The 17,716-nt window shown below is 54.3% G+C and carries 17 protein-coding genes and 5 tRNA genes; 15 read left to right on the forward strand and 7 right to left on the reverse strand.

Translation table 11 applies throughout. The features are described from left to right. Positions 1-147 precede the first annotated feature (147 nt). Complete coding sequence (locus tag PFER_RS09045) at positions 148-570, reverse strand: metal-dependent transcriptional regulator (RefSeq protein WP_048151357.1); 423 nt, start codon at positions 568-570, stop codon at positions 148-150. Between the two features lie 114 nt (positions 571-684). Between PFER_RS09045 and PFER_RS09050 the strand changes: the two genes are divergently transcribed. The 3 genes from PFER_RS09050 to PFER_RS12215 all read left to right on the forward strand — a co-directional run bounded on the left by PFER_RS09050 (position 685) and on the right by PFER_RS12215 (position 1,073). Continuing rightward, positions 685-761, forward strand: a tRNA-Phe gene (locus PFER_RS09050). 11 nt (positions 762-772) lie between these two features. Beyond that, positions 773-850 (forward strand) — tRNA-Gly (locus tag PFER_RS09055). Between the two features lie 58 nt (positions 851-908). Then, the gene (locus PFER_RS12215) at positions 909-1,073 is read left to right on the forward strand and encodes a hypothetical protein (RefSeq protein ID WP_157255181.1); all 165 of its coding nucleotides are present in this window, start codon (positions 909-911) and stop codon (positions 1,071-1,073) included. Here the strand turns inward: PFER_RS12215 and PFER_RS09060 are convergent. After that, complete coding sequence (locus PFER_RS09060; protein WP_048151358.1) at positions 1,057-2,175, reverse strand: DEAD/DEAH box helicase; 1,119 nt, start codon at positions 2,173-2,175, stop codon at positions 1,057-1,059. The two genes, PFER_RS12215 and PFER_RS09060, sit on opposite strands and share 17 nt — an antisense overlap. Positions 2,176-2,226: 51 nt before the next feature. Then, positions 2,227-2,304, reverse strand: a tRNA-Lys gene (locus PFER_RS09065). A 113-nt stretch (positions 2,305-2,417) separates the two neighbouring features. Between PFER_RS09065 and PFER_RS09070 the strand changes: the two genes are divergently transcribed. Then, positions 2,418-2,505, forward strand: a tRNA-Leu gene (locus tag PFER_RS09070). 29 nt (positions 2,506-2,534) lie between these two features. On the opposite strand, the gene PFER_RS09075 is transcribed toward PFER_RS09070, so the two are convergent. Beyond that, positions 2,535-2,960, reverse strand: coding sequence for a hypothetical protein (locus PFER_RS09075; protein WP_048151359.1), 426 nt, complete (start codon positions 2,958-2,960; stop codon positions 2,535-2,537). A 55-nt stretch (positions 2,961-3,015) separates the two neighbouring features. On the opposite strand from PFER_RS09075, the gene PFER_RS09080 reads away from it, so the two are divergent. Both PFER_RS09080 and PFER_RS09085 read left to right on the forward strand, forming a co-directional pair. Beyond that, positions 3,016-3,168 (forward strand): nucleotide-binding protein, encoded by a 153-nt coding sequence (locus PFER_RS09080; RefSeq protein ID WP_157255183.1) that lies wholly within the window; start codon positions 3,016-3,018, stop codon positions 3,166-3,168. Between the two features lie 58 nt (positions 3,169-3,226). After that, positions 3,227-4,207, forward strand: coding sequence for a cell wall-binding repeat-containing protein (locus PFER_RS09085; RefSeq protein WP_342666392.1), 981 nt, complete (start codon positions 3,227-3,229; stop codon positions 4,205-4,207). 68 nt (positions 4,208-4,275) lie between these two features. Here PFER_RS09085 and PFER_RS09090 read toward each other — a convergent pair whose 3' ends face one another. Then, entirely contained in the window at positions 4,276-4,950 is a 675-nt protein-coding gene (locus tag PFER_RS09090) for a metal-dependent hydrolase (RefSeq protein ID WP_048151364.1), read from the reverse strand. A gap of 198 nt (positions 4,951-5,148) precedes the next feature. On the opposite strand from PFER_RS09090, the gene PFER_RS09095 reads away from it, so the two are divergent. Genes PFER_RS09095 through PFER_RS09105 form a run of 3 tightly spaced genes read left to right on the forward strand, consistent with a single transcriptional unit; the run spans position 5,149 to position 9,081 of the window. Continuing rightward, positions 5,149-6,525: an acetate--CoA ligase family protein gene (locus PFER_RS09095; RefSeq protein WP_048151366.1), complete on the forward strand. Its 1,377-nt coding sequence runs from the start codon at positions 5,149-5,151 to the stop codon at positions 6,523-6,525. Positions 6,526-6,535: 10 nt separating this feature from the next. Beyond that, positions 6,536-8,476 (forward strand): indolepyruvate ferredoxin oxidoreductase subunit alpha, encoded by a 1,941-nt coding sequence (gene iorA / locus PFER_RS09100; protein ID WP_048151368.1) that lies wholly within the window; start codon positions 6,536-6,538, stop codon positions 8,474-8,476. Then, positions 8,473-9,081: an indolepyruvate oxidoreductase subunit beta gene (locus tag PFER_RS09105; RefSeq protein WP_048151371.1), complete on the forward strand. Its 609-nt coding sequence runs from the start codon at positions 8,473-8,475 to the stop codon at positions 9,079-9,081. Before iorA ends, PFER_RS09105 begins: the two co-directional genes overlap by 4 nt. A gap of 71 nt (positions 9,082-9,152) precedes the next feature. Here PFER_RS09105 and PFER_RS09110 read toward each other — a convergent pair whose 3' ends face one another. Further along, positions 9,153-9,722, reverse strand: coding sequence for a TATA-box-binding protein (locus PFER_RS09110; RefSeq protein ID WP_048151372.1), 570 nt, complete (start codon positions 9,720-9,722; stop codon positions 9,153-9,155). Between the two features lie 87 nt (positions 9,723-9,809). Between PFER_RS09110 and PFER_RS09115 the strand changes: the two genes are divergently transcribed. Both PFER_RS09115 and PFER_RS09120 read left to right on the forward strand, forming a co-directional pair. Further along, complete coding sequence (locus PFER_RS09115; RefSeq protein WP_245612528.1) at positions 9,810-10,847, forward strand: radical SAM protein; 1,038 nt, start codon at positions 9,810-9,812, stop codon at positions 10,845-10,847. Positions 10,848-10,888: 41 nt separating this feature from the next. Next, entirely contained in the window at positions 10,889-11,281 is a 393-nt protein-coding gene (locus PFER_RS09120; RefSeq protein ID WP_048151378.1) for a DUF356 domain-containing protein, read from the forward strand. On the opposite strand, the gene PFER_RS09125 is transcribed toward PFER_RS09120, so the two are convergent. After that, positions 11,282-11,821 carry a multiprotein bridging factor aMBF1 gene (locus tag PFER_RS09125; protein ID WP_048151380.1) on the reverse strand — a complete coding sequence of 180 codons (540 nt, stop codon included), beginning with the start codon at positions 11,819-11,821 and terminating at the stop codon, positions 11,282-11,284. 91 nt (positions 11,822-11,912) lie between these two features. Between PFER_RS09125 and PFER_RS09130 the strand changes: the two genes are divergently transcribed. The 4 genes from PFER_RS09130 to PFER_RS09145 all read left to right on the forward strand — a co-directional run bounded on the left by PFER_RS09130 (position 11,913) and on the right by PFER_RS09145 (position 17,716). Further along, on the forward strand, positions 11,913-12,374 hold the full coding sequence (locus PFER_RS09130; RefSeq protein WP_048151381.1) for a GNAT family N-acetyltransferase: 462 nt from the start codon (positions 11,913-11,915) through the stop codon (positions 12,372-12,374). Positions 12,375-12,457: 83 nt separating this feature from the next. Continuing rightward, entirely contained in the window at positions 12,458-13,477 is a 1,020-nt protein-coding gene (locus PFER_RS09135) for an adenylosuccinate synthetase (protein WP_048151382.1), read from the forward strand. Between the two features lie 369 nt (positions 13,478-13,846). After that, positions 13,847-13,924 (forward strand) — tRNA-Arg (locus PFER_RS09140). A 483-nt stretch (positions 13,925-14,407) separates the two neighbouring features. Further along, positions 14,408-17,716: a helicase-related protein gene (locus PFER_RS09145; protein WP_245612530.1), complete on the forward strand. Its 3,309-nt coding sequence runs from the start codon at positions 14,408-14,410 to the stop codon at positions 17,714-17,716.

Genomic DNA, 17,716 nt, shown 5'->3' on the forward strand with positions numbered 1-17,716 from the left:
GCTTCATAAGCTACACCATAATAAAGCTCTTCAGCGGCCGCGGAAAAGAGGTGCACCCGCTTATGTACGTTCTTGCCCTCGTGTTCATAGCCTACTTCGCATACCTTGGCGGGCTCTTCTGAGCCCCTCAAAATTTTTAGAAGAGGCTTATTCTTCCCTATGCTCCTTGAGGAACTGCTTTATCACGTAGGGGCACTGCTCCTGGATGTACTGGGCGAACTCCTTTATCCTCTGCGCCGTTACCTCGTGCACGTAGTGCTCGAACTGGCAGGCATCTTCTTCGGCTATCTCCGGGGGGATCCCGAGTATGTTGGTGAAGAACTCCGTTAATAGGACGTGCTTCTGGAACGTCTCCTCAGCGATCTTTTCGCCCGCTTCGGTGAGCATAATCCTGTCGTACTTCTCGTACTCCACGAGCCCCTTATCGGCCAGCTTCTTGAGCGCGTCAACAACACTCGGAGGGCGTACTTTAAGCATCCTGGCTATGTCCTTGACGCGTATTATCCCTTTTCTCTTGTAGAGGCGATACATCGCCTCGAGATACTCCTCCTCCCTCTTGCTGATGTCCAAAACTCCCACCCGGATTAGATTTGCCTAAAGAATTTAAGTAGTTTTCGATAGCCCCGCCGGTGCGGGACACCGCAAGATTTATAAATACCCCGCAACCTTGTATAAGTTGGACGCGGGGCGGTAGCTCAGCCTGGGAGAGCGCCGGACTGAAGATCCGGGTGTCGGGGGTTCAAATCCCCCTCGCCCCACCAATTCTCCCAACGCGGTGGTAGTCTAGCCTGGTCTAGGACACCGGCCTTCCAAGCCGGTAACCCGGGTTCGAATCCCGGCCACCGCACCAGCTTCTTTCACCACAATCACTAAATAGGGGAGCATCGAATTTACCCCTTGATGCCATGATGCTCACGAAAGAACTTCTTGCCAGCCTTTTGAGGGAGGCCGAGAGGGCCCATGCCGAATACGAGAAGAGCCTCGGGAAGAGGGACGAGAACTGGCCCGAGTGGTACGCGGGGTACATAATAAAAAGACTGGAAGAGAAGGGATTGCTCAATAAGAGGGTCTGAGCGGCGGGGTCTTGCGTTTCTCTATCCTAACCCCGGCGATATTGGAAATGTAGCGTATCCTTCTCCCTTCTCCGGGCATGATGAAGGTTATGGCCTTCCCCTTCCTCCCGGCCCTTCCGGTGCGCCCTATCCTGTGGACGTAGGCCTCTGGGTTCTGGGGGATTGAGTAGTTGAGCACGTGGGTGGTGTTCTTAACGTCTATGCCCCTTGCTGCCACGTCCGTCGCGACCAGAACCCTCACGCGGCCCTCGCGAAACCTCTGGAGCGTCCTCTCCCTGGCCCTCTGGGGCATATCCCCGTTTAGAGCGGCAGCCCGGTACCCTTTCCTGTAGAGCTTCTCCGCGAGCTCCCTCGTTTCCCTCTTTGTCTGGCAGAAGACTATCCCGTAGAAGTCCTCCTCGTCTATTATCTTTGTGAGCAGGTTGAAGCGCTTGGAGTGGGGAACCTCGTAGTACTCCTGCTCGAGGGTCTCAGGTGCCAGCATCTCCCGCGTGGTCTTAACGAGCTCGTAATCGCCAAGGTAGCGCCTCGCCAGCCTGAGTATCTCCCTCGGAACCGTGGCAGAGAACATGAGGACGCGCTTGTCCTCGCCCGTGTGGCGCATTATCCTCTCGATGTCGTCTATGAATCCCATGTCGAGCATCCTGTCAGCTTCATCGAGGATGAAGTAGTCTATTCCCTCCAGCCTCAGCGTGCCCCTCTCCAGGTGGTCGAGCACCCTTCCCGGCGTCCCCACCACAACGTGGGCACTCTCTATCGCCCTTATCTGGGGACCTATTGAAACCCCGCCGTAGACGGTGGCGACCCTGATCCTCTTCCTCCCGCGGAGGCTCTTGATTTCTTCCGCCACCTGGACGGCGAGCTCGCGCGTGGGGGTGAGTATTATTGCCTGAAGACCCATATCTTCCTCAATCTTCTCGATGAGGGGGAGGGCAAATGACGCTGTCTTCCCTGTCCCCGTCTGCGACTGGCCGATGAGGTGCCCATCGCCGTTGAGGAGTCTTGGAATTACCTCCCTCTGGATGTGGGTGGGAGAATCAAAGCCCTTCCTTCTAATAGCGTGTAAAGTGTTTTCCGAAAGTCCCAATTTTTCAAAACTCATTTTTCCAAACCTACCTTTAATTCCTGGGAGAAGAGCCCGTCAGAATGGTTTTGGCGGGCCGGGGGGGATTCGAACCCCCGACCACGGGATTAAGAGTCCCGCGCTCTAACCATGCTGAGCTACCGGCCCATTGCGCCCAATGCATTGGATACAAAAAGCCTTTATAAATCTTTCGGTCACTCCCTGGGGACAGGGGAGGGAAAAGTTTATAAAGGGTTCATGGCCGATAATAATTCGGCTGCGCGGGGGTTGCCGAGCCTGGTCAAAGGCGCGGGATTGAGGGTCCCGTCCCGTAGGGGTTCGTGGGTTCAAATCCCACCCCCCGCACCAGAACTTCTCGACTTCTAAGAGCTCAACCCTCAAAGTGTTCTCTCACGCCTTTTCGCAGGTCTGAGCGTTATCACGAGCAGCGGCTCCCTGGTTCCAATGTAGAGAACCCTCTTTTCCCTGTTGATGTAAAAGTGGTATCTCCCACCCTCGATTTTCCCGAAAAATTGGCGGGGTTTCTTCCGGGCACCTGAGAGTCCCTCCAAGTTGAGGACGCACTCGTATTCCCCCTTGATGTCCTCAACGCGCTCCGCAATCTCCTCCTTCTTCAGGAGCTCCCCCTTTAGCGGCACGCACACGAGACTTTTCTCTCCGTCCGTGAAGATTATCGTGCTCCCTACCTCCAGCCTTCTCGAATGTTTAAGAAACGCGTCGAGTGCAGCGTAAATGGCCTCCGTTCTCCTCTTCCTGCTGAGCCTTTTGATGACCCTCTCCCGGGCGTGATGCGTGAGTAGCATGGGCCGGGGAGGAAAGTAAACCTTAAAAATTTGACCCCCTCAAAGCATCCCGGAGGTGGGGAAGGTGAAGGCCATCAAGGTTAGGGACAGGGATGGTGAGACCTTCCTCATGTGCCCGAGATGCGGGATGCTCTTCAAGCGCTCCAAGGACTACACGAAGCACGTGAACAAGGCCCACGCCCACCTCTTTAAGGTTGGCTCACCCTGATTTTCTTTTTCGAAAATATTTTAAGCCCTTCTCCAGACTCCTTTTGGGAGGGATAGAATTGAGGAGATGGATTTTTGGAGTGCTGTTGCTGCTGATGCTCGCCGTGCCCGTGATGGCCGGCCCGCGCAACGTTCACTACGATGTGATAATCGTAAGGAACGATAACCTTATTGATTACATAACGGCCCTTCCCTATTCTTCCGCCTTTAACATCCCCATCGTCCCCGTGAACCCCACGGGACTCGACGACCAGACCCGTGCCCAGCTCTACTCCTTCGTCCAGCTGGGGTGGAAGGAGGCCCTCATAGTGGGCAACGCGAACGCGGTGAGCGTTGAGGTTGAGAACGAATTGATGGACCTGGGTTTCAACGTAAAGCGGGTTGGGGGTGACTACCGTACCGAAACCGCCGAGAGGCTCGCCACTCACTTTTACGATAGCGCCGACCTCGTAGTGCTTGCGAGCTCGAGCGATTACGGCGCGGCACTGGTGGCGGCAAAGTTCGCGATGGAGTACCAGGACCCAATGCTCCTCACGCTCGAAAACGACCTCTCCGAGCCTGCGGAGAAGGCCCTTAAGGAGCTCAACGCCAAGCAGGTCCTCATAGTGGGCCCCGGGATATCCCCGACCGTCAAGGAGAAGCTCGAGGCGGAGGGCTACTCCGTATTCTGGTACGCCAAGAACATAGACGTCCTCCCGCCCAAGCCCGTTGAGCCGGAGAAGAATCCCTACAAGTACCTCCTAATCGGTGCGCTGCTCTCTCTGGCCCTCGCCCTCCCTGTGGTGGTGTACTACGGAAAGAAGAAGTGGAGCTCGAACGTAGTCCCCGTGGAGGTTCTCACGGAGAAGGAGAGGATCGTCGTGGAGGCGATCCTCAAGGCAGGGGGGGTCGTCAAGCAGGAGGACCTTCCGGAGATGACCGGCTACTCCCGTCCAACGATAAGCAGGATTATCCAGGAGCTCGAGAAGAAGCAGCTGGTATCGAGGGAGAAGGTGGGGAAAACCTTCACGGTTAAGCTCATAAAGGAGATAAGGATTTGAGAGGTCAGGAAGCCCTAACCGCTCATCATCCTCAGCGTCCTGGCTTCTCTTCATCCCTCTTTTGAGGATCAAAGCTCAAGGACGTCCCCCGGGTTGAGTATTACAACCTCCGCCTTCTCCCCCACGAGCCTCTTGAACTCCTCGGGGTCCTTCTCTATCGGCGGGAAGGTTCCGTAGTGCATGGGAACCACTTTTCTCGGCTTGAGGAGTTCAACTGCCTTTGCCGCCTCCTTCGGCCCCATCGTGAAGTGGCCGCCTATCGGGAGGAGTGCGACGTCAATCGGCCCGTAGAGCTCGTTGAAGAGGGCCATATCGGAGAACACGAAGGTGTCCCCGGCGTGGTATATCTTGACGCCGTCCATCTCGACGATGTAGCCGCAGGGGTTCCCTATGCTGTACTTGCCGTCGCTGCTGGAGTGCCAGGCGGGAACCTGGACGATTTTGACACCATCCACCTCCGTCGGACCGTAGTTCATGCCGATGGTCGTTATCCCCTCGTTGTTCTCGACGAGGTAGTTGGCGATATCGTATATGGCAACTATCTTCGCGCCAGTCCTCTGGGCTATGGCGACGGCGTCTCCTATGTGGTCGCCGTGGGCGTGGGTAACGAGTATTAAATCTGCGTCAAGCTCCTCGGGCTTTGCCGCGGCCTTTGGGTTGCCCGTGAGGAAGGGGTCTATGAGTATCTTCTTGCTCCCTGCTATCTCGAAGGCTGCATGTCCCAGAAACCTCACCCTGACCATTGCCATCACCTCGTGATTATACTAACTTCAAATTACTTAAACCTTTTCATGAATCCCTCCGAGTGGTAAAGGGCATTGATGTCACATTATGCTCATTAAAGGCACAATTTTGCTTTTTCATGCTTCTAAAGTTCTCTGAAGGCATCTTCGGAAAGTTTATATAGACTTTTACCGATGTGAAATACGGTGATTGTCAAAATGACGCTGGACTACTTCTTCAAGCCAAAGGCGATAGCGGTTATCGGAGCCTCAAACGACCCGCTCAAGCTTGGCTACGAAGTCTTCAAGAACCTCAAAAAATACCGCGGTGGCAAGGTCTACCCCGTCAACGTCAAGGATGAGGAGGTTCAGGGCGTTAAAGCCTACAGGAACGTGAAGGACATCCCCGACGATGTTGATCTGGCTGTTGTTGTCGTCCCGAAGCGCTTTGTGAAGGGCACCATCCTGGACTGCGGCGAGAAGGGCGTTAAAGGAATAATCCTTATCACGGCAGGTTTCGGTGAGGTCGGCGAGGAGGGCAAGCGCGAGGAGCGCGAGCTGGTCGAGATAGCCCACAAGTACGGGATGAGGATCGTCGGTCCCAACTGCGTTGGAATCATGAACACTCACAATGAGATGAACGCCACCTTCGTGATGGACGCCAAGAAGGGCAACATAGGATTCATCAGCCAGAGCGGCGCTTTGGGAGCGGGAATTATCTACAAGACCGTTAAAGAAGGTATAGGCTTCTCCAAGTTCGTCAGCATTGGCAACATGGCGGACGTTGACTTCTCCGAGTTCATGGAGTACCTGGCGGACACTGAGGAGGACAAGGCGATAGCCCTCTACATCGAGGGCCTCAAGGACGGCAGGAAGTTCATGGAGGTCGCGAAGCGCGTCACAAAGAAGAAGCCGGTTATAGTCCTCAAGGCAGGGAAGAGCGAGAGCGGCGCCAGGGCAGCATCAAGCCACACCGGTTCCTTAGCCGGAAGCTGGAAGATTTACGAAGCTGCCTTCAAGCAGAGCGGCGTTATAGTTGCTGAGACCATTGACGACATGCTCAGCATGGCGAGAGCCTTTACCCAGCCGCTCCCGAAGGGGAAGAGAGTAGCGATAATGACCAACGCGGGCGGCCCCGGAGTTCTAACGGCAGATGCGATAGACAGGTTCGGATTAAAGCTCGCTAACCTCGAGGAAAAGACGATTGAGGAGCTCCGCTCGTTCCTTCCGCCGATGGCAGCAGTCAAGAACCCAGTTGACATGATAGCCTCGGCTCGCGGGGAGGATTACTATAAGACGGCAAAACTCCTTCTCCAGGACCCGAACGTTGACATGCTCATAAGCATCTGTGTGGTTCCCACCTTCGCGGGGATGACGCCAACGGAGCACGCGGAGGGAGTCGTCAAGGCCGTTAAGGAGGTTAACAACGGAAAGCCCGTCCTCGGCCTCTTCATGGCGGGTTATGTCAGCGAGGAGGCCAAGGAAATCCTTGAAGCGAACGGAATCCCGAGCTACGAGAGGCCCGAGGACGCTGCCGCCGGCGCCTATGCGCTGGTCGAGTTTGCCAAGGCAAGGGGAGTTTTGAAGGAGGAATGAGGTGGTTTGTATGGCGAAAGTTACGGATATGGTGTTATGGGACAAGCCGGGGGAGAAGGTTCTCCTCCTCGGCAACCAGGCTATAGCAAGGGGAGCGCTTGAGGCAAACATAGCCGTTTACGCCGCCTACCCCGGAACGCCGAGCTCAGAACTGACGGACACCATGGCCATCGTTGCCAAGAAGGCCGGGGTTTACATGGAGTACTCAACCAACGAGAAGGTTGCCTTCGAGACGGCTTTAGCCGCAGCATGGAGCGGCCTCAGGGCCATGACCGCCATGAAGCACGTTGGTTTGAACGTCGCGGCAGATACCTTCCTCAGCTCGGTAGGTATGGGCGTCGAGGGCGGCTTTGTCATAATGGTAGCGGACGACCCGAGCATGTGGTCTTCACAGAACGAGCAGGACACGCGCGTCTACGCCAAGTTCGCCAACGTCCCCGTCCTTGAGCCGAGCGACCCGCACGAGGCCAAGGAGATGGTGAAGTACGCCTTCGACCTCAGCGAGAAGTTCAAGCACTTCGTCATCCTCAGGACCACCACCAGGAGCTCCCACGCGAGGGGAGACGTCATCCTCGGGGAGCTGCCTGAGGACATAAAGGAGGCAAAGAGGAAGTTCGGGAAGTTCAACAAGGACCCGAGCAGGTTCGTTGACGTCCCCTCAAACTCCAGGAAGTTCCACCCGCAGATACTCGAGAAGATAGAGAAGATCCGCGAGGAGCTCAACGACTGCCCGTTCAACTGGATCGAGGGCGACGAGAATGCGAAGGTCGGTATAATCGCTCCGGGCCTCAGCTACGCCTACGTCAAGGAAGCCCTTCACTGGCTCGGCGTCGAGAACGTCAAGGTCCTCAAGCTCGGAACTCCGTTCCCTGTGCCTTACGGTCTCCTTGAGAAGTTCTTTGAGGGCCTTGAGAAGGTTCTCATAGTTGAGGAGCTCGAGCCGGTCGTTGAGGAGCAGGTCAAGACCTGGGCCTACGACAAGGGTTTGAGGATCCCGATCCACGGCAAGGATCTCGTTCCCAGGGTTTACGAGATGACCACCAGGAGAGCCGTTACCGCCATAGCCGAGTTCCTTGGAATTGAGACCCCGCTGGACTACGGGGAGCTCGACGCGAAGTACAACAAGGCCCTTGAGCTCGTTCCTCCAAGGCCGCCGAGCCTCTGTCCCGCCTGCCCGCACAGGAACAGCTTCTACGCCATAAAGAAGGCCACGCACTCGAGGGGAATATACCCGAGCGACATAGGCTGTTACACCCTCGGTCTGCTGCCGCCCCTCAACGCGGTTGATACGACCGTCGCGATGGGTGGTTCAATAGGCATCGCCCACGGGCTGGAGATAGCGCAGCACGGTTCGATAAGTGAGGAGCAGAGGAAGAAGGAGAAGAAGGTGGTCGTTGCTACAATCGGTGACTCAACGTTCTACCATACCGGGCTTCCGGCCCTTGCGAACGCCATATACAACCGCTCCAACGTTCTCGTAGTTGTCCTTGACAACCTCGTAACTGCGATGACCGGTGACCAGCCCAACCCAAGCACCGGCCAGACCCCGCACGGCATGGGTAAGAGGATACCCATCGAGGACGTCGCCAAGGCCATGGGTGCCGACTTCGTGGCAGTGGTTGACCCCTACGACATAAAAGCCACCTACGAGACGGTAAAGAAGGCCCTCGAAGTTGAGGGAGTCAGCGTCGTTGTCTCAAGGCAGGTCTGTGCCCTCTACAAGATAGGCCAGATGAGAAGGAGAGGCGAGAAGTGGCCCATCTACTACGTTGATGAGGAGGCCTGTACTGGCTGTAAGATATGTATCAACGCCTACGGCTGTCCCGCTATCTTCTGGGACGAGGAGAAGAAGCAGGCGAGGATAGAGCCCAGCATGTGCTGGGGCTGTGGTGGATGCGCCCAGATCTGTCCGTTTGGAGCCTTTAAGCCCGTAGAGGAGGGAGAGGAATGAAGGAGTACAACATAGTCATCACGGGTGTCGGCGGCCAGGGTGTTCTGACAGCTGCGAACATCCTCGGATGGGCCGCCCTTCACGCCGGCCACAAGGTGAGGATGGGTGAGGTTCACGGAATGAGCCAGCGCTTTGGTAGTGTTGTCTCCTACGTCCGCTTCGGCGAGGAGGTTTACGGTTCGATGGTTCCGGAAGGGAAGGGTGACGTCATCCTCGCCTTCGAGCCGGTTGAAGCTCTCCGCTACATTAACTACCTCAAGGAGGGCGGAATGGTCGTCGTTAACACCAAGCCCATCGTTCCGGTCCAGGTCTCGATGGGCAAGGCCCGCTATCCTGAGCTCGACGAGATAAAGAAGATCGTAGAAGAGGACTTCAGGGCGAAGTGGATAGGCTTCAACGCCGAGGAGCTTGCCATGAAGGCGGGCCACGTAGTTACCACCAACACCGTTCTCATCGGAGCGCTCACGCAGATTCCGGAGTTCCCCCTGGATGAAGACCACGTCAGGGAGGTCATAAGGCTCAGCGTTCCAAAGAAGGCAGTTGACATGAACATGAAGGCCTTCGACCTCGGAGTAGAGGCGGCCAAGAAGATTCTGGGGCTCTGAGGCCCCTACCACATTTTTAGCATTCTGTTGTGACTTTTTGTAATTCTTAGCAAAAGTAGGGAGGAGAAAATTCAGAACTCCCAGCCTTCCGTGAGTCCGTACTTCTCGAGTTCCCTTACGAGCTTCTTAACGGCCTCCCAGGCGTCGTGCTCGCTCTTGGCTCCCGAGCATACGATTTTGCCCGAGCTGAAGAGGAGTATAACGGCCCTTGGGGTCTTAACGCGGTAGATAACGCCGGGGAACTGTTCGGGCTCGTACTCACAGTTGGGAAGGGCGAGGGCCACGGCATCGAGGTTGAACTCCATCCCTATGTCGCCGCTAAACACCATGTTCTGGATGTCAATCTGGGGCGCCCTCGCGAACTTGGCACCTATGCCCTTGAGCATGGTCGTGAGCTTTGAAACGGCGTTCTGTATGTCATCAACGCTTTTCGCTCCGGTGACGACGAGCTTGCCAGAGCTGAAGACAAGAAGGGCCACCTTTGGCTCATCGAAGCGGCAGATGATTCCCGGGAACTCCTCGGGGTTGTACTTAGAATTGGGGCATATCTCTATGACCTTCTCGAGATCCAGAGAAGTGAAAAGGTCCACAGAGGCCACGATGTTCTCAATCCGGAGCTTTACCTTGCTCATGTCTATCACAAATTACACCTCCCCTTCGTGGGTTTAAAAACCCTTTATAAATGATGCCCCAGAGGTTTTTAAAGGTTTAGGTTCTAGGTGGTGTTGATGGTCATGTGGTTCCGTGATCCGGGACGAGCGGAGGATGCATTGCCCCACTACTTCTCAATTCTTGAGGGGGAGGAGGCACCCAACTTTCTCAACGCGAAAAAGATTGGGGTTAATTTCAGGAGGAAGCAGCCGCTCGAGGAGCTTTGGAAGCTTCACAGAGAGGGTATGGAGCGGCTGAGGGAGAACGACCTTGAGGAAAAGCCCGAAAAGAACCTCCTCGACCTGAAGGCAACCATAGCCAACAAGCTCCTTGAATCCTGCACTCTCTGTGAGATAAAGTGCCGTGTGAACCGGAAGGAGAGTATAGGCTACTGCCGCGTGAAAGAGAGCCTCGTCGCGAGCGACTTCCTCCACTACGGTGAGGAGCCCGAGCTGGTGCCGTCATACACCGTCTTCTTCTCCGGCTGCAACTTCCGCTGCGTCTTCTGCCAGAACTGGGACATAAGCCAGTACCGCGTTGGGGTCGAGCTCCCCCCGGAGTTCATGGCCATCAAGATAGAGGAGGCCTTCAAGAGGGGGGCGAAGAACGTGAACTTCGTTGGAGGGGAGCCGACGCCTAACCTGCCATTCATTCTCGAAACGCTGAGGCACGTTAGTGCCCCCATCCCCGTTGTCTGGAACTCCAACATGTACATGAGCGAGGAGGCGATGGCGCTTTTGGATGGTGTGGTTGATGTATACCTCGGTGACTTCAAGTGGGGGAATGATGACTGCGCCATAAGGTACTCAAGGGTTCCCTTCTACCGGGAGATCGTTACGAGGAACTTCCTCCTTGCAAAGGGACACTACAGGGCCGAGTTCCTTATAAGGCACCTCGTCGTTCCCAATCATCTGGAGTGCTGCACGAGGCCCGTCCTTGAGTGGATAGCAGGGAACCTCGGCAAAAGGGTGAGGGTCAACGTGATGTTCCAGTACAGGCCGGAATACCGGGCCATGGGGTATGATGAGATAGCCAGAACGCTGGAGGGAGAGGAGATGGAAAAAGCCGCGAGGATCGTGGAGGAGCTGGGCCTCAGGAACGCGCTGGTTGGTTAGGTTTATAAACTTCCCCTATGAATTTCGAGGGGTGAGAGTTTATGAAAAACACGCTCGTACTCGTGAGAACGGACAGCTTTGACAAGGCCATGGTGGCCCTCGCGGATTTAACCAGGTACGGTGGAATAAAGATTCTGGGAGACCCGAGGATAATCCAGCCGGCCATTTCTGATTGGGCGTTCGAGAAGGTAGTGGGTGAGAAACCCCGCAAAAAGCCCAAAGCCCATGTGGTTGCCCAGATAGACCTTCCGCCCGCCAAGGCAATCGGGCGGTTGAGGAAAATCCACCCCCCAGCGCACGTTATAGTCATCCCGCCGGAGAGCCCGGCCCATGAGGAAATCATGCGCCTCTGGCCAACCCTCGAGAAACTCAGGGGCTTCCACAAGCCCAAGGTAGTGTCAAAAGAGGAGGAGAACGAGGAAGCGGAGGAGTGATCACTTCTTCTTCCTCTTCTTGATGCGTATGTTGGCAATATCCCCGAGCGTTGGCTCGTAATCCCTTGGGATGTTCGCCTTCTCCATCTTCGGCGCTTCCGTGCTCTCGAGGAGCTTTATCCCGAAGTACTTCTCGAGCTTCCTCGCCTCGTCTATGGTTGGCGCGTAATCCCCGTGGGCTATCCTCTTGAGCAGGTTGGTGGAGAGGCCGACCTTGTGGGAGAGCTGCTCGTAGGTGAGCCCGCTCTTCTGAATGGCCTTCCTGACCCTCTCGGCGTAGTCCTCCACTATCTCCTCTGTGTACGTGGGCCTCGGGGTTCTGGGCCTCTGGGGGGTCTTGGGCCTTGGCTTGGGCGTGTACCGCCGCCTCGGCTCCCTGCCTGTGGGCATCGGACTCCATGTTCCCGGTTTTTTCTTGGAGTACCTCTCATAACAGCGGTTGCACACGAGGAGTTCTGCCCCTTCGATCTTCACTGTGTGTCCGGGTCCCCTTATTTCAGCCCCGCAGATTTCACAGATCTTTGGCTTAGCCTTCGCCATCACTATCACCTTCTCTGATTTGTACTCTGAAGGCGCGTTTTTAAAGTTGTGGGCAAAGGATTTAAACCCCTCCGGCGGAGGCTTATTTGCCATGGAAGTGAAGGTAGAACCGCTGGATGAGTGGAACGAGGAGGTACTCAACCAGCTTATACAGATTTACATGAGGGGCTACGAGGGACTGCGCGAGTACGGCGGAGAAAACGTCCCCTACGCCCGCCGTTATCTTAGCTGGTGCTGGAGAAATGGCAAAATCTTCGTTGCGCGGATCGGTGAAAGGATAGTAGGATTCGCGGTCTGCATGAGGGACTGGGAGCATGCCCTGAGGGGCGAGAAAGTGGGGTACATAGGCGAGTTCGTGGTTGACAGGGAGTACCAGGGACACCGCATTGGCAGGAAGCTAATGGAGGCGTGCCTCAACTACCTCAAGGGCTCAGGCAAGGTGGTCCTCGAGGTGGGGGAGAAAAACGAGAACGCCATCCGCTTCTACGAGCACTGGGGCTTCCGGAGGCTCAAGAAGGACGGTAAGTGGATAGTAATGGTCAGAGGAGATTGACATTTTCATGTTAATTGCAGACCGCAACCATTTTAAAGATGCCGCCAACATAACAATGGATAAGGGTTCTGGGTGAACGCAAAATGCCAAGCTACATCGTTGTTGGCGGCCAGTGGGGAGATGAAGGAAAAGGTTCTGTGATAGCCTACCTCGCAACCAAGGACGAACCGGAGGTAATAGCGCGCGGCGGCGTTGGCACGAACGCTGGCCACAGCGTCTTCATCCATGGCAAGAAGTACGCGGTGAGACAGCTTCCAACGGGCTTCATGCAGAGGGAAGCGAGGCTTCTCGTCGGTGCGGGCGTCCTCGTTGACCCGGGGGTCTTCTTCCGCGAGCTCGAGCACCTAAAGGACTTTGGCGTTGCCTCAAGGGTGGGTATAGATGCGCGCTGCGCTATAATCGAGGAAAAGCACAAGGAGCTCGACAGGACGAACGGTTATCTCCACGGCAAGATAGGAACAACGGGAAGTGGCTGCGGGCCTGCAAACGCGGACAGGGTCATGAGGACGGCGAAGCTCGCGAAGGATATCAAGGAGCTTGAGCCCTACCTCACGGACGTAGCGGTGGAGGTTAACGACGCGCTCGATGAGGGCAAGCTCGTCCTCGTTGAGGGAACGCAGGGCTTCGGGCTGAGCCTCTACTACGGCACCTACCCCTACGTCACCTCCAAGGACACCTCCGCCTCGGCGATAGCTAGCGACGTTGGAATCGGACCGACGAGGGTTGACGACGTCATCGTTGTCTTCAAGAGCTTCCCGACGAGGGTTGGGGCCGGCCCCTTCCCGACGGAGATGTCTCAAGAAGAGGCTGAAAAGCTCGGAGTCGTCGAGTACGGGACCGTTACGGGAAGGAGAAGGAGAGTAGGCTGGTTCGACTTTGACTTTGCACGCTACTCCTCCAGAATTAACGGCGCGACTATGCTCGCCATAACGATGCTCGACAAGTACGAGAGGGGGGCCTTCGGTGTTACGGACTACGACAAACTCCCGAAGAGGGCCAAGGAGTTCATCGAGGAGATAGAGGAGAGGGTCGGCGTTCCCGTTGGCCTGATAAAGACGGGGCCCGAGCTCGAGCATATAATTGACAGAAGGGAGAACCTTTAATGGAATCTCCCGAAAAGACCTGCCTTTTCCCCTTTACCCCTTCCCACTGGTGGATTTCAGAATTAGGGGTTAACGTAAGGGGCACGTTGGATTGCTGAAACCTCTCAGAAAACTGCCCCTCGAAAAGGGGAAATCCCCGCCTGTTGGGAGTTTGTTGGGGTTCTGTCTTTCCCTTTACCCTTTCAAACGGATTCCCGTCTGTGGGATTATTCGGCCCCCAGACAGCTCTCCCTCCGGGCGATGGTTAGGCTGGCTGATTTCTGATTACGGGGGTACCTTAGGGGGCAAGAGTCCTTGCTGTGACTTACCCGACTCCCGCCCCCAGATGGAAAGGCTTTTATTTCCTCCCCCTCCCATTCTATTGGATGCGGGCCGGTGGCCTAGTATGGATAGGGCGTCGGCCTCCGGAGCCGAAGGTCGCGGGTTCAAATCCCGCCCGGCCCGCCATAACTCGTGGATCAGGAGTTTCTCCTCCCAGAAAACTCATGAACAAAAGCGCTGCCGCCTCAAAAAAGGCCGATTTTGAGAAGTCGTTCCCCTCAATAAAAGCCAGAACAAACTCGCTCACGGTTATGGTGACCCTTTTCCTCATGCGTTCCACCACCTGCTTACATAGTATGCATATAATCATACGTTTTAGCCGATGGTCATATAAATTGTGCGGTAAACTTGATATGGGAACTTTCACCAAGAAGTCTCTCCCACTATGCGGCCCTCAAATCATACCGTTCCAGCATGATCCACTGGACTACCGGGGACTGGAGAGCCAGCGCCCTATCCATACTAGGCCACCGGCCCACGCCCAACAACTAGTTCTTGGCGAAATCCTTTCCCCTCTCTACTCTCGTGGGAGTCCACTTCTCTTCGTCATTTCTCTCGTAACCATGTAGTTACTCACAACGTTTTTATTTTCCAATGATAATATCACTCTTGGTTGATGCTCACATGGGTATGAAGATCAAACCAGGGCACATTATAAAAAGTGCAAAACTGAAAGAGCCTTTTCTTGTGGAGATAGTGCAACAAGTAGGTGGCACAGTAAAACTTGCAGGAGCATACCTTGAGTCACGGGAACCTGACTACCTCATCTTCACTGAAGACGAACTGGCAGACATGACTATAATAGAAAACCCCTTAGATTTCAAAGGCGATCCAGAGGCGGTGGCACTTGCAATCGAGGGAGAAAGATATCATTTCGCCGCTCTTTACGATCCAATACTCGCGGTGAGTGTATCGAAGATAGCTCCCCTACCCTTCCAGATAGACGCAGTTTACAATCACATCCTCAAGAACCCAGAAATACGCTTCCTCCTTGCCGATGATCCCGGTGCAGGAAAGACCATTATGGCAGGTCTCGTGATAAAGGAACTCAAACTCAGAGGGCTCGCGGAGAGAATCCTCATTGTTGTTCCAGGGCACCTCGTACCACAATGGCGGCGTGAGATGAAGGAGAAGTTCCAAGAAGAATTCCAGATTATCAATAGGGAAGTGTTCAAAACAACCACAGATGTATGGAGACGCGAAAAGCAAGTAATAGCCTCAATAGATTTCCTCAAGCAGGAGGATATCATCAAAAGCCTCGAAAACGTGGACTGGGACCTTGTGATAGTGGACGAAGCCCACAAGATGGCCGCCTACCGCTTTGGGAAGAGAGTACGCCGTACAAAGAGGTACAGAGTCGGTGAGGTACTCTCAAAGAACTCAACCCACATGCTCTTTCTCACGGCTACTCCTCATAAAGGGGATCCCGAGAACTTCCGTCTTCTCCTTGACCTATTAGTTCCAGGCCTTTTTAGTGACAAAGAAATATTACACGAAGCCATACAACGGGGTGAAAATCCCATATTCCTCAGGCGCATGAAGGAAGACCTCGTGGGATTTGACGGAAAACGACTGTTCAAGCCGAGATACCCTCATACCGTGACCTTCAGACTCACGGACAAAGAAGTCCGCCTTTACAATGAGCTCTCAAAGTATCTCCACTACCAGTACACGGTCCTTGGAGGCAACAGAAGAAGCATAGTCTTCCCGCTTGTGATATTCCAAAGGAGATTTGCATCGAGTGTATATGCTCTCCTCCAGTCCCTCAAGCGTAGAAAAGCTCTTCTCCAGGACCGCCTGCAGAGCGGAGAACTTGAAGTGAAACCCATTCAGCTTCAATTCGAAGATCTCATTGAAATTGAAGACGAGGAAGAGAGAAAACGTTGGGAAGCTGAACGGTGGATGGAAGGGGTCATCCTAACCAGACGAAAGGACCGCCTAAAGGCGGAGATACAAACTCTAAACGAGCTTATCAGGATGAGCGAAGAACTGATAGCATTGGAGGAGGAAACGAAGCTCAAAAAACTCAAAGAAACCCTTGAAACAATCAAAAGAGATCACGGAGAAAAAGAAAAGATCCTCATCTTTACTGAGTTCAAAGACACCCTCGAGTACCTCGTAAATAAACTCCAAGAATGGGGGTATACTGTCACATTTATCCATGGCGAGATGGACATGGAGACTAGACTTCAGCGGGAGAAAGACTTCAATGACTGGGCTCAGGTCATGGTAGCCACAGAGGCTGCCGGAGAGGGAATAAACCTCCAATTCTGCCACCTTCTCATAAACTACGATATCCCATGGAACCCCAATCGGCTCGAGCAGAGAATAGGAAGGGTGCACCGTTACGGCCAGAAATACCCAGTTCACATCTTCAACTTCGTGGTGGAGAACACAAGGGAGGGCATGGTTCTCCAGAGGCTTCTAAAAAAGATAGAGGAGATACGCAAAGCATTAGGAGACAAGGTCTTTGATGTCATTGGCGAACTCCTCGATGGTGAAAACCTCTACCAACTCCTCTCTGAGGTCGCCATCATGCTTAGAGACCCCGACACGGTTTTGAGAGAAGAAGAACCATCCCTAAAACCCGAAGAGATAACGAAAAAAGCCGAAGAGCTCCTCGCTGAAAGCCTCGCGACTAAACATATAGATCTAACCAAGATAATGCAACTCCTCGAAAAAGCCGAGGAGAACAAGCTCTCTCCGGAATACCTCGAACTCTTCTTCCTCAAAGCCATGAAGCGCCTCAATGCAAGGGTGAGAGAGAAAGAACCCCACGTCTACTCCATCGAGCGGACACCGAGGGTTCTCAGAGAGCTCGCAGAGAGAAAACGCTACGGCGTTGTCGAGCGCTCTTACAGGGCAATAACCTTCGACAAGAAACTATCAGATAAAAGGGATGGCCTCGAGTTCGTCTCCTTCGGCCACCCCCTCTTTGAGGCCCTCCGCGAATGGGTGCAGGAAGAGCACCTCAAAGAGCTCCAGCGTGGAGCGGTATTCTACGACCCCAGAAACCGGCTTCACGGCACCGTCTGGTTCTTTGAGGGTGAGGTCAGGGATGGTTCCAACAAAACTGCGGGAAAGACACTCGTGGCGGTATATGATGACGGCGAAGATTTCGAGATCATAGACCCCAAGATAGTGTGGGACCTCGAACCGGCAAAAGATGCTCCCGAAGTAAACACGGACTTCAAGCGCAGGGAAGACGCTATGATATACGCGAGGAAAGCCCTTGACGGCTACAAAAACCAACTCCTCAAAGAAAGGAAAAGGCAAGCGGAAATAAAGAGAAAGTACGGAATAAAATCACTACGGAAGCTCATAGATGACATAGACTTCAAGCTTGCAGAGTACGAACTCCTGCCCCCAGATGAAAAGAAAAGGTATGCTCTTACAATAAGAAACCTTGAGGAGAGGTTGAACCGCTACAGAAGGACACTGGAAGAACTCCCCGAAAAAATAGAGAGGGAAACAAGCCTTGTAGTTAGACCACCTGTCTTCATAGGGGCCATTTATGTACTCCCCAGAGGGCAGATGGGCGAAGACCCGGCTATTGAGGAGATTGGAATGCAGATAGCGATGGAGTACGAAAGGAAGCACGGAAGGGAGCCAAAGGACGTATCGAAAGAGAACCTCGGCTATGACATCTACTCAGAGGGGAACGGTGAAAAGAGGCATATCGAAGTGAAGGCGAGAGCACGTCTCGGAGACGTTGAACTCACCTGGAACGAGTACGTGACGGCGAAGAGACTCCGTGACAAGTACTGGCTCTACGTTGTTGCGTACGCAGCCGAAAAGCCGACCCTCTACATTATCCGTGATCCCGCTCATACACTCAAGGTCGTTGAGAAGTACGAGATCAGGTTCAAAGTCCCGCTTGAAGAATGGAGAAAGAAGGGTAAAAAGGTTGAAGTCTGA

This window comes from Palaeococcus ferrophilus DSM 13482, from assembly GCF_000966265.1.
GTDB classification, from domain to species: Archaea; Methanobacteriota_B; Thermococci; order Thermococcales; family Thermococcaceae; genus Palaeococcus; species Palaeococcus ferrophilus.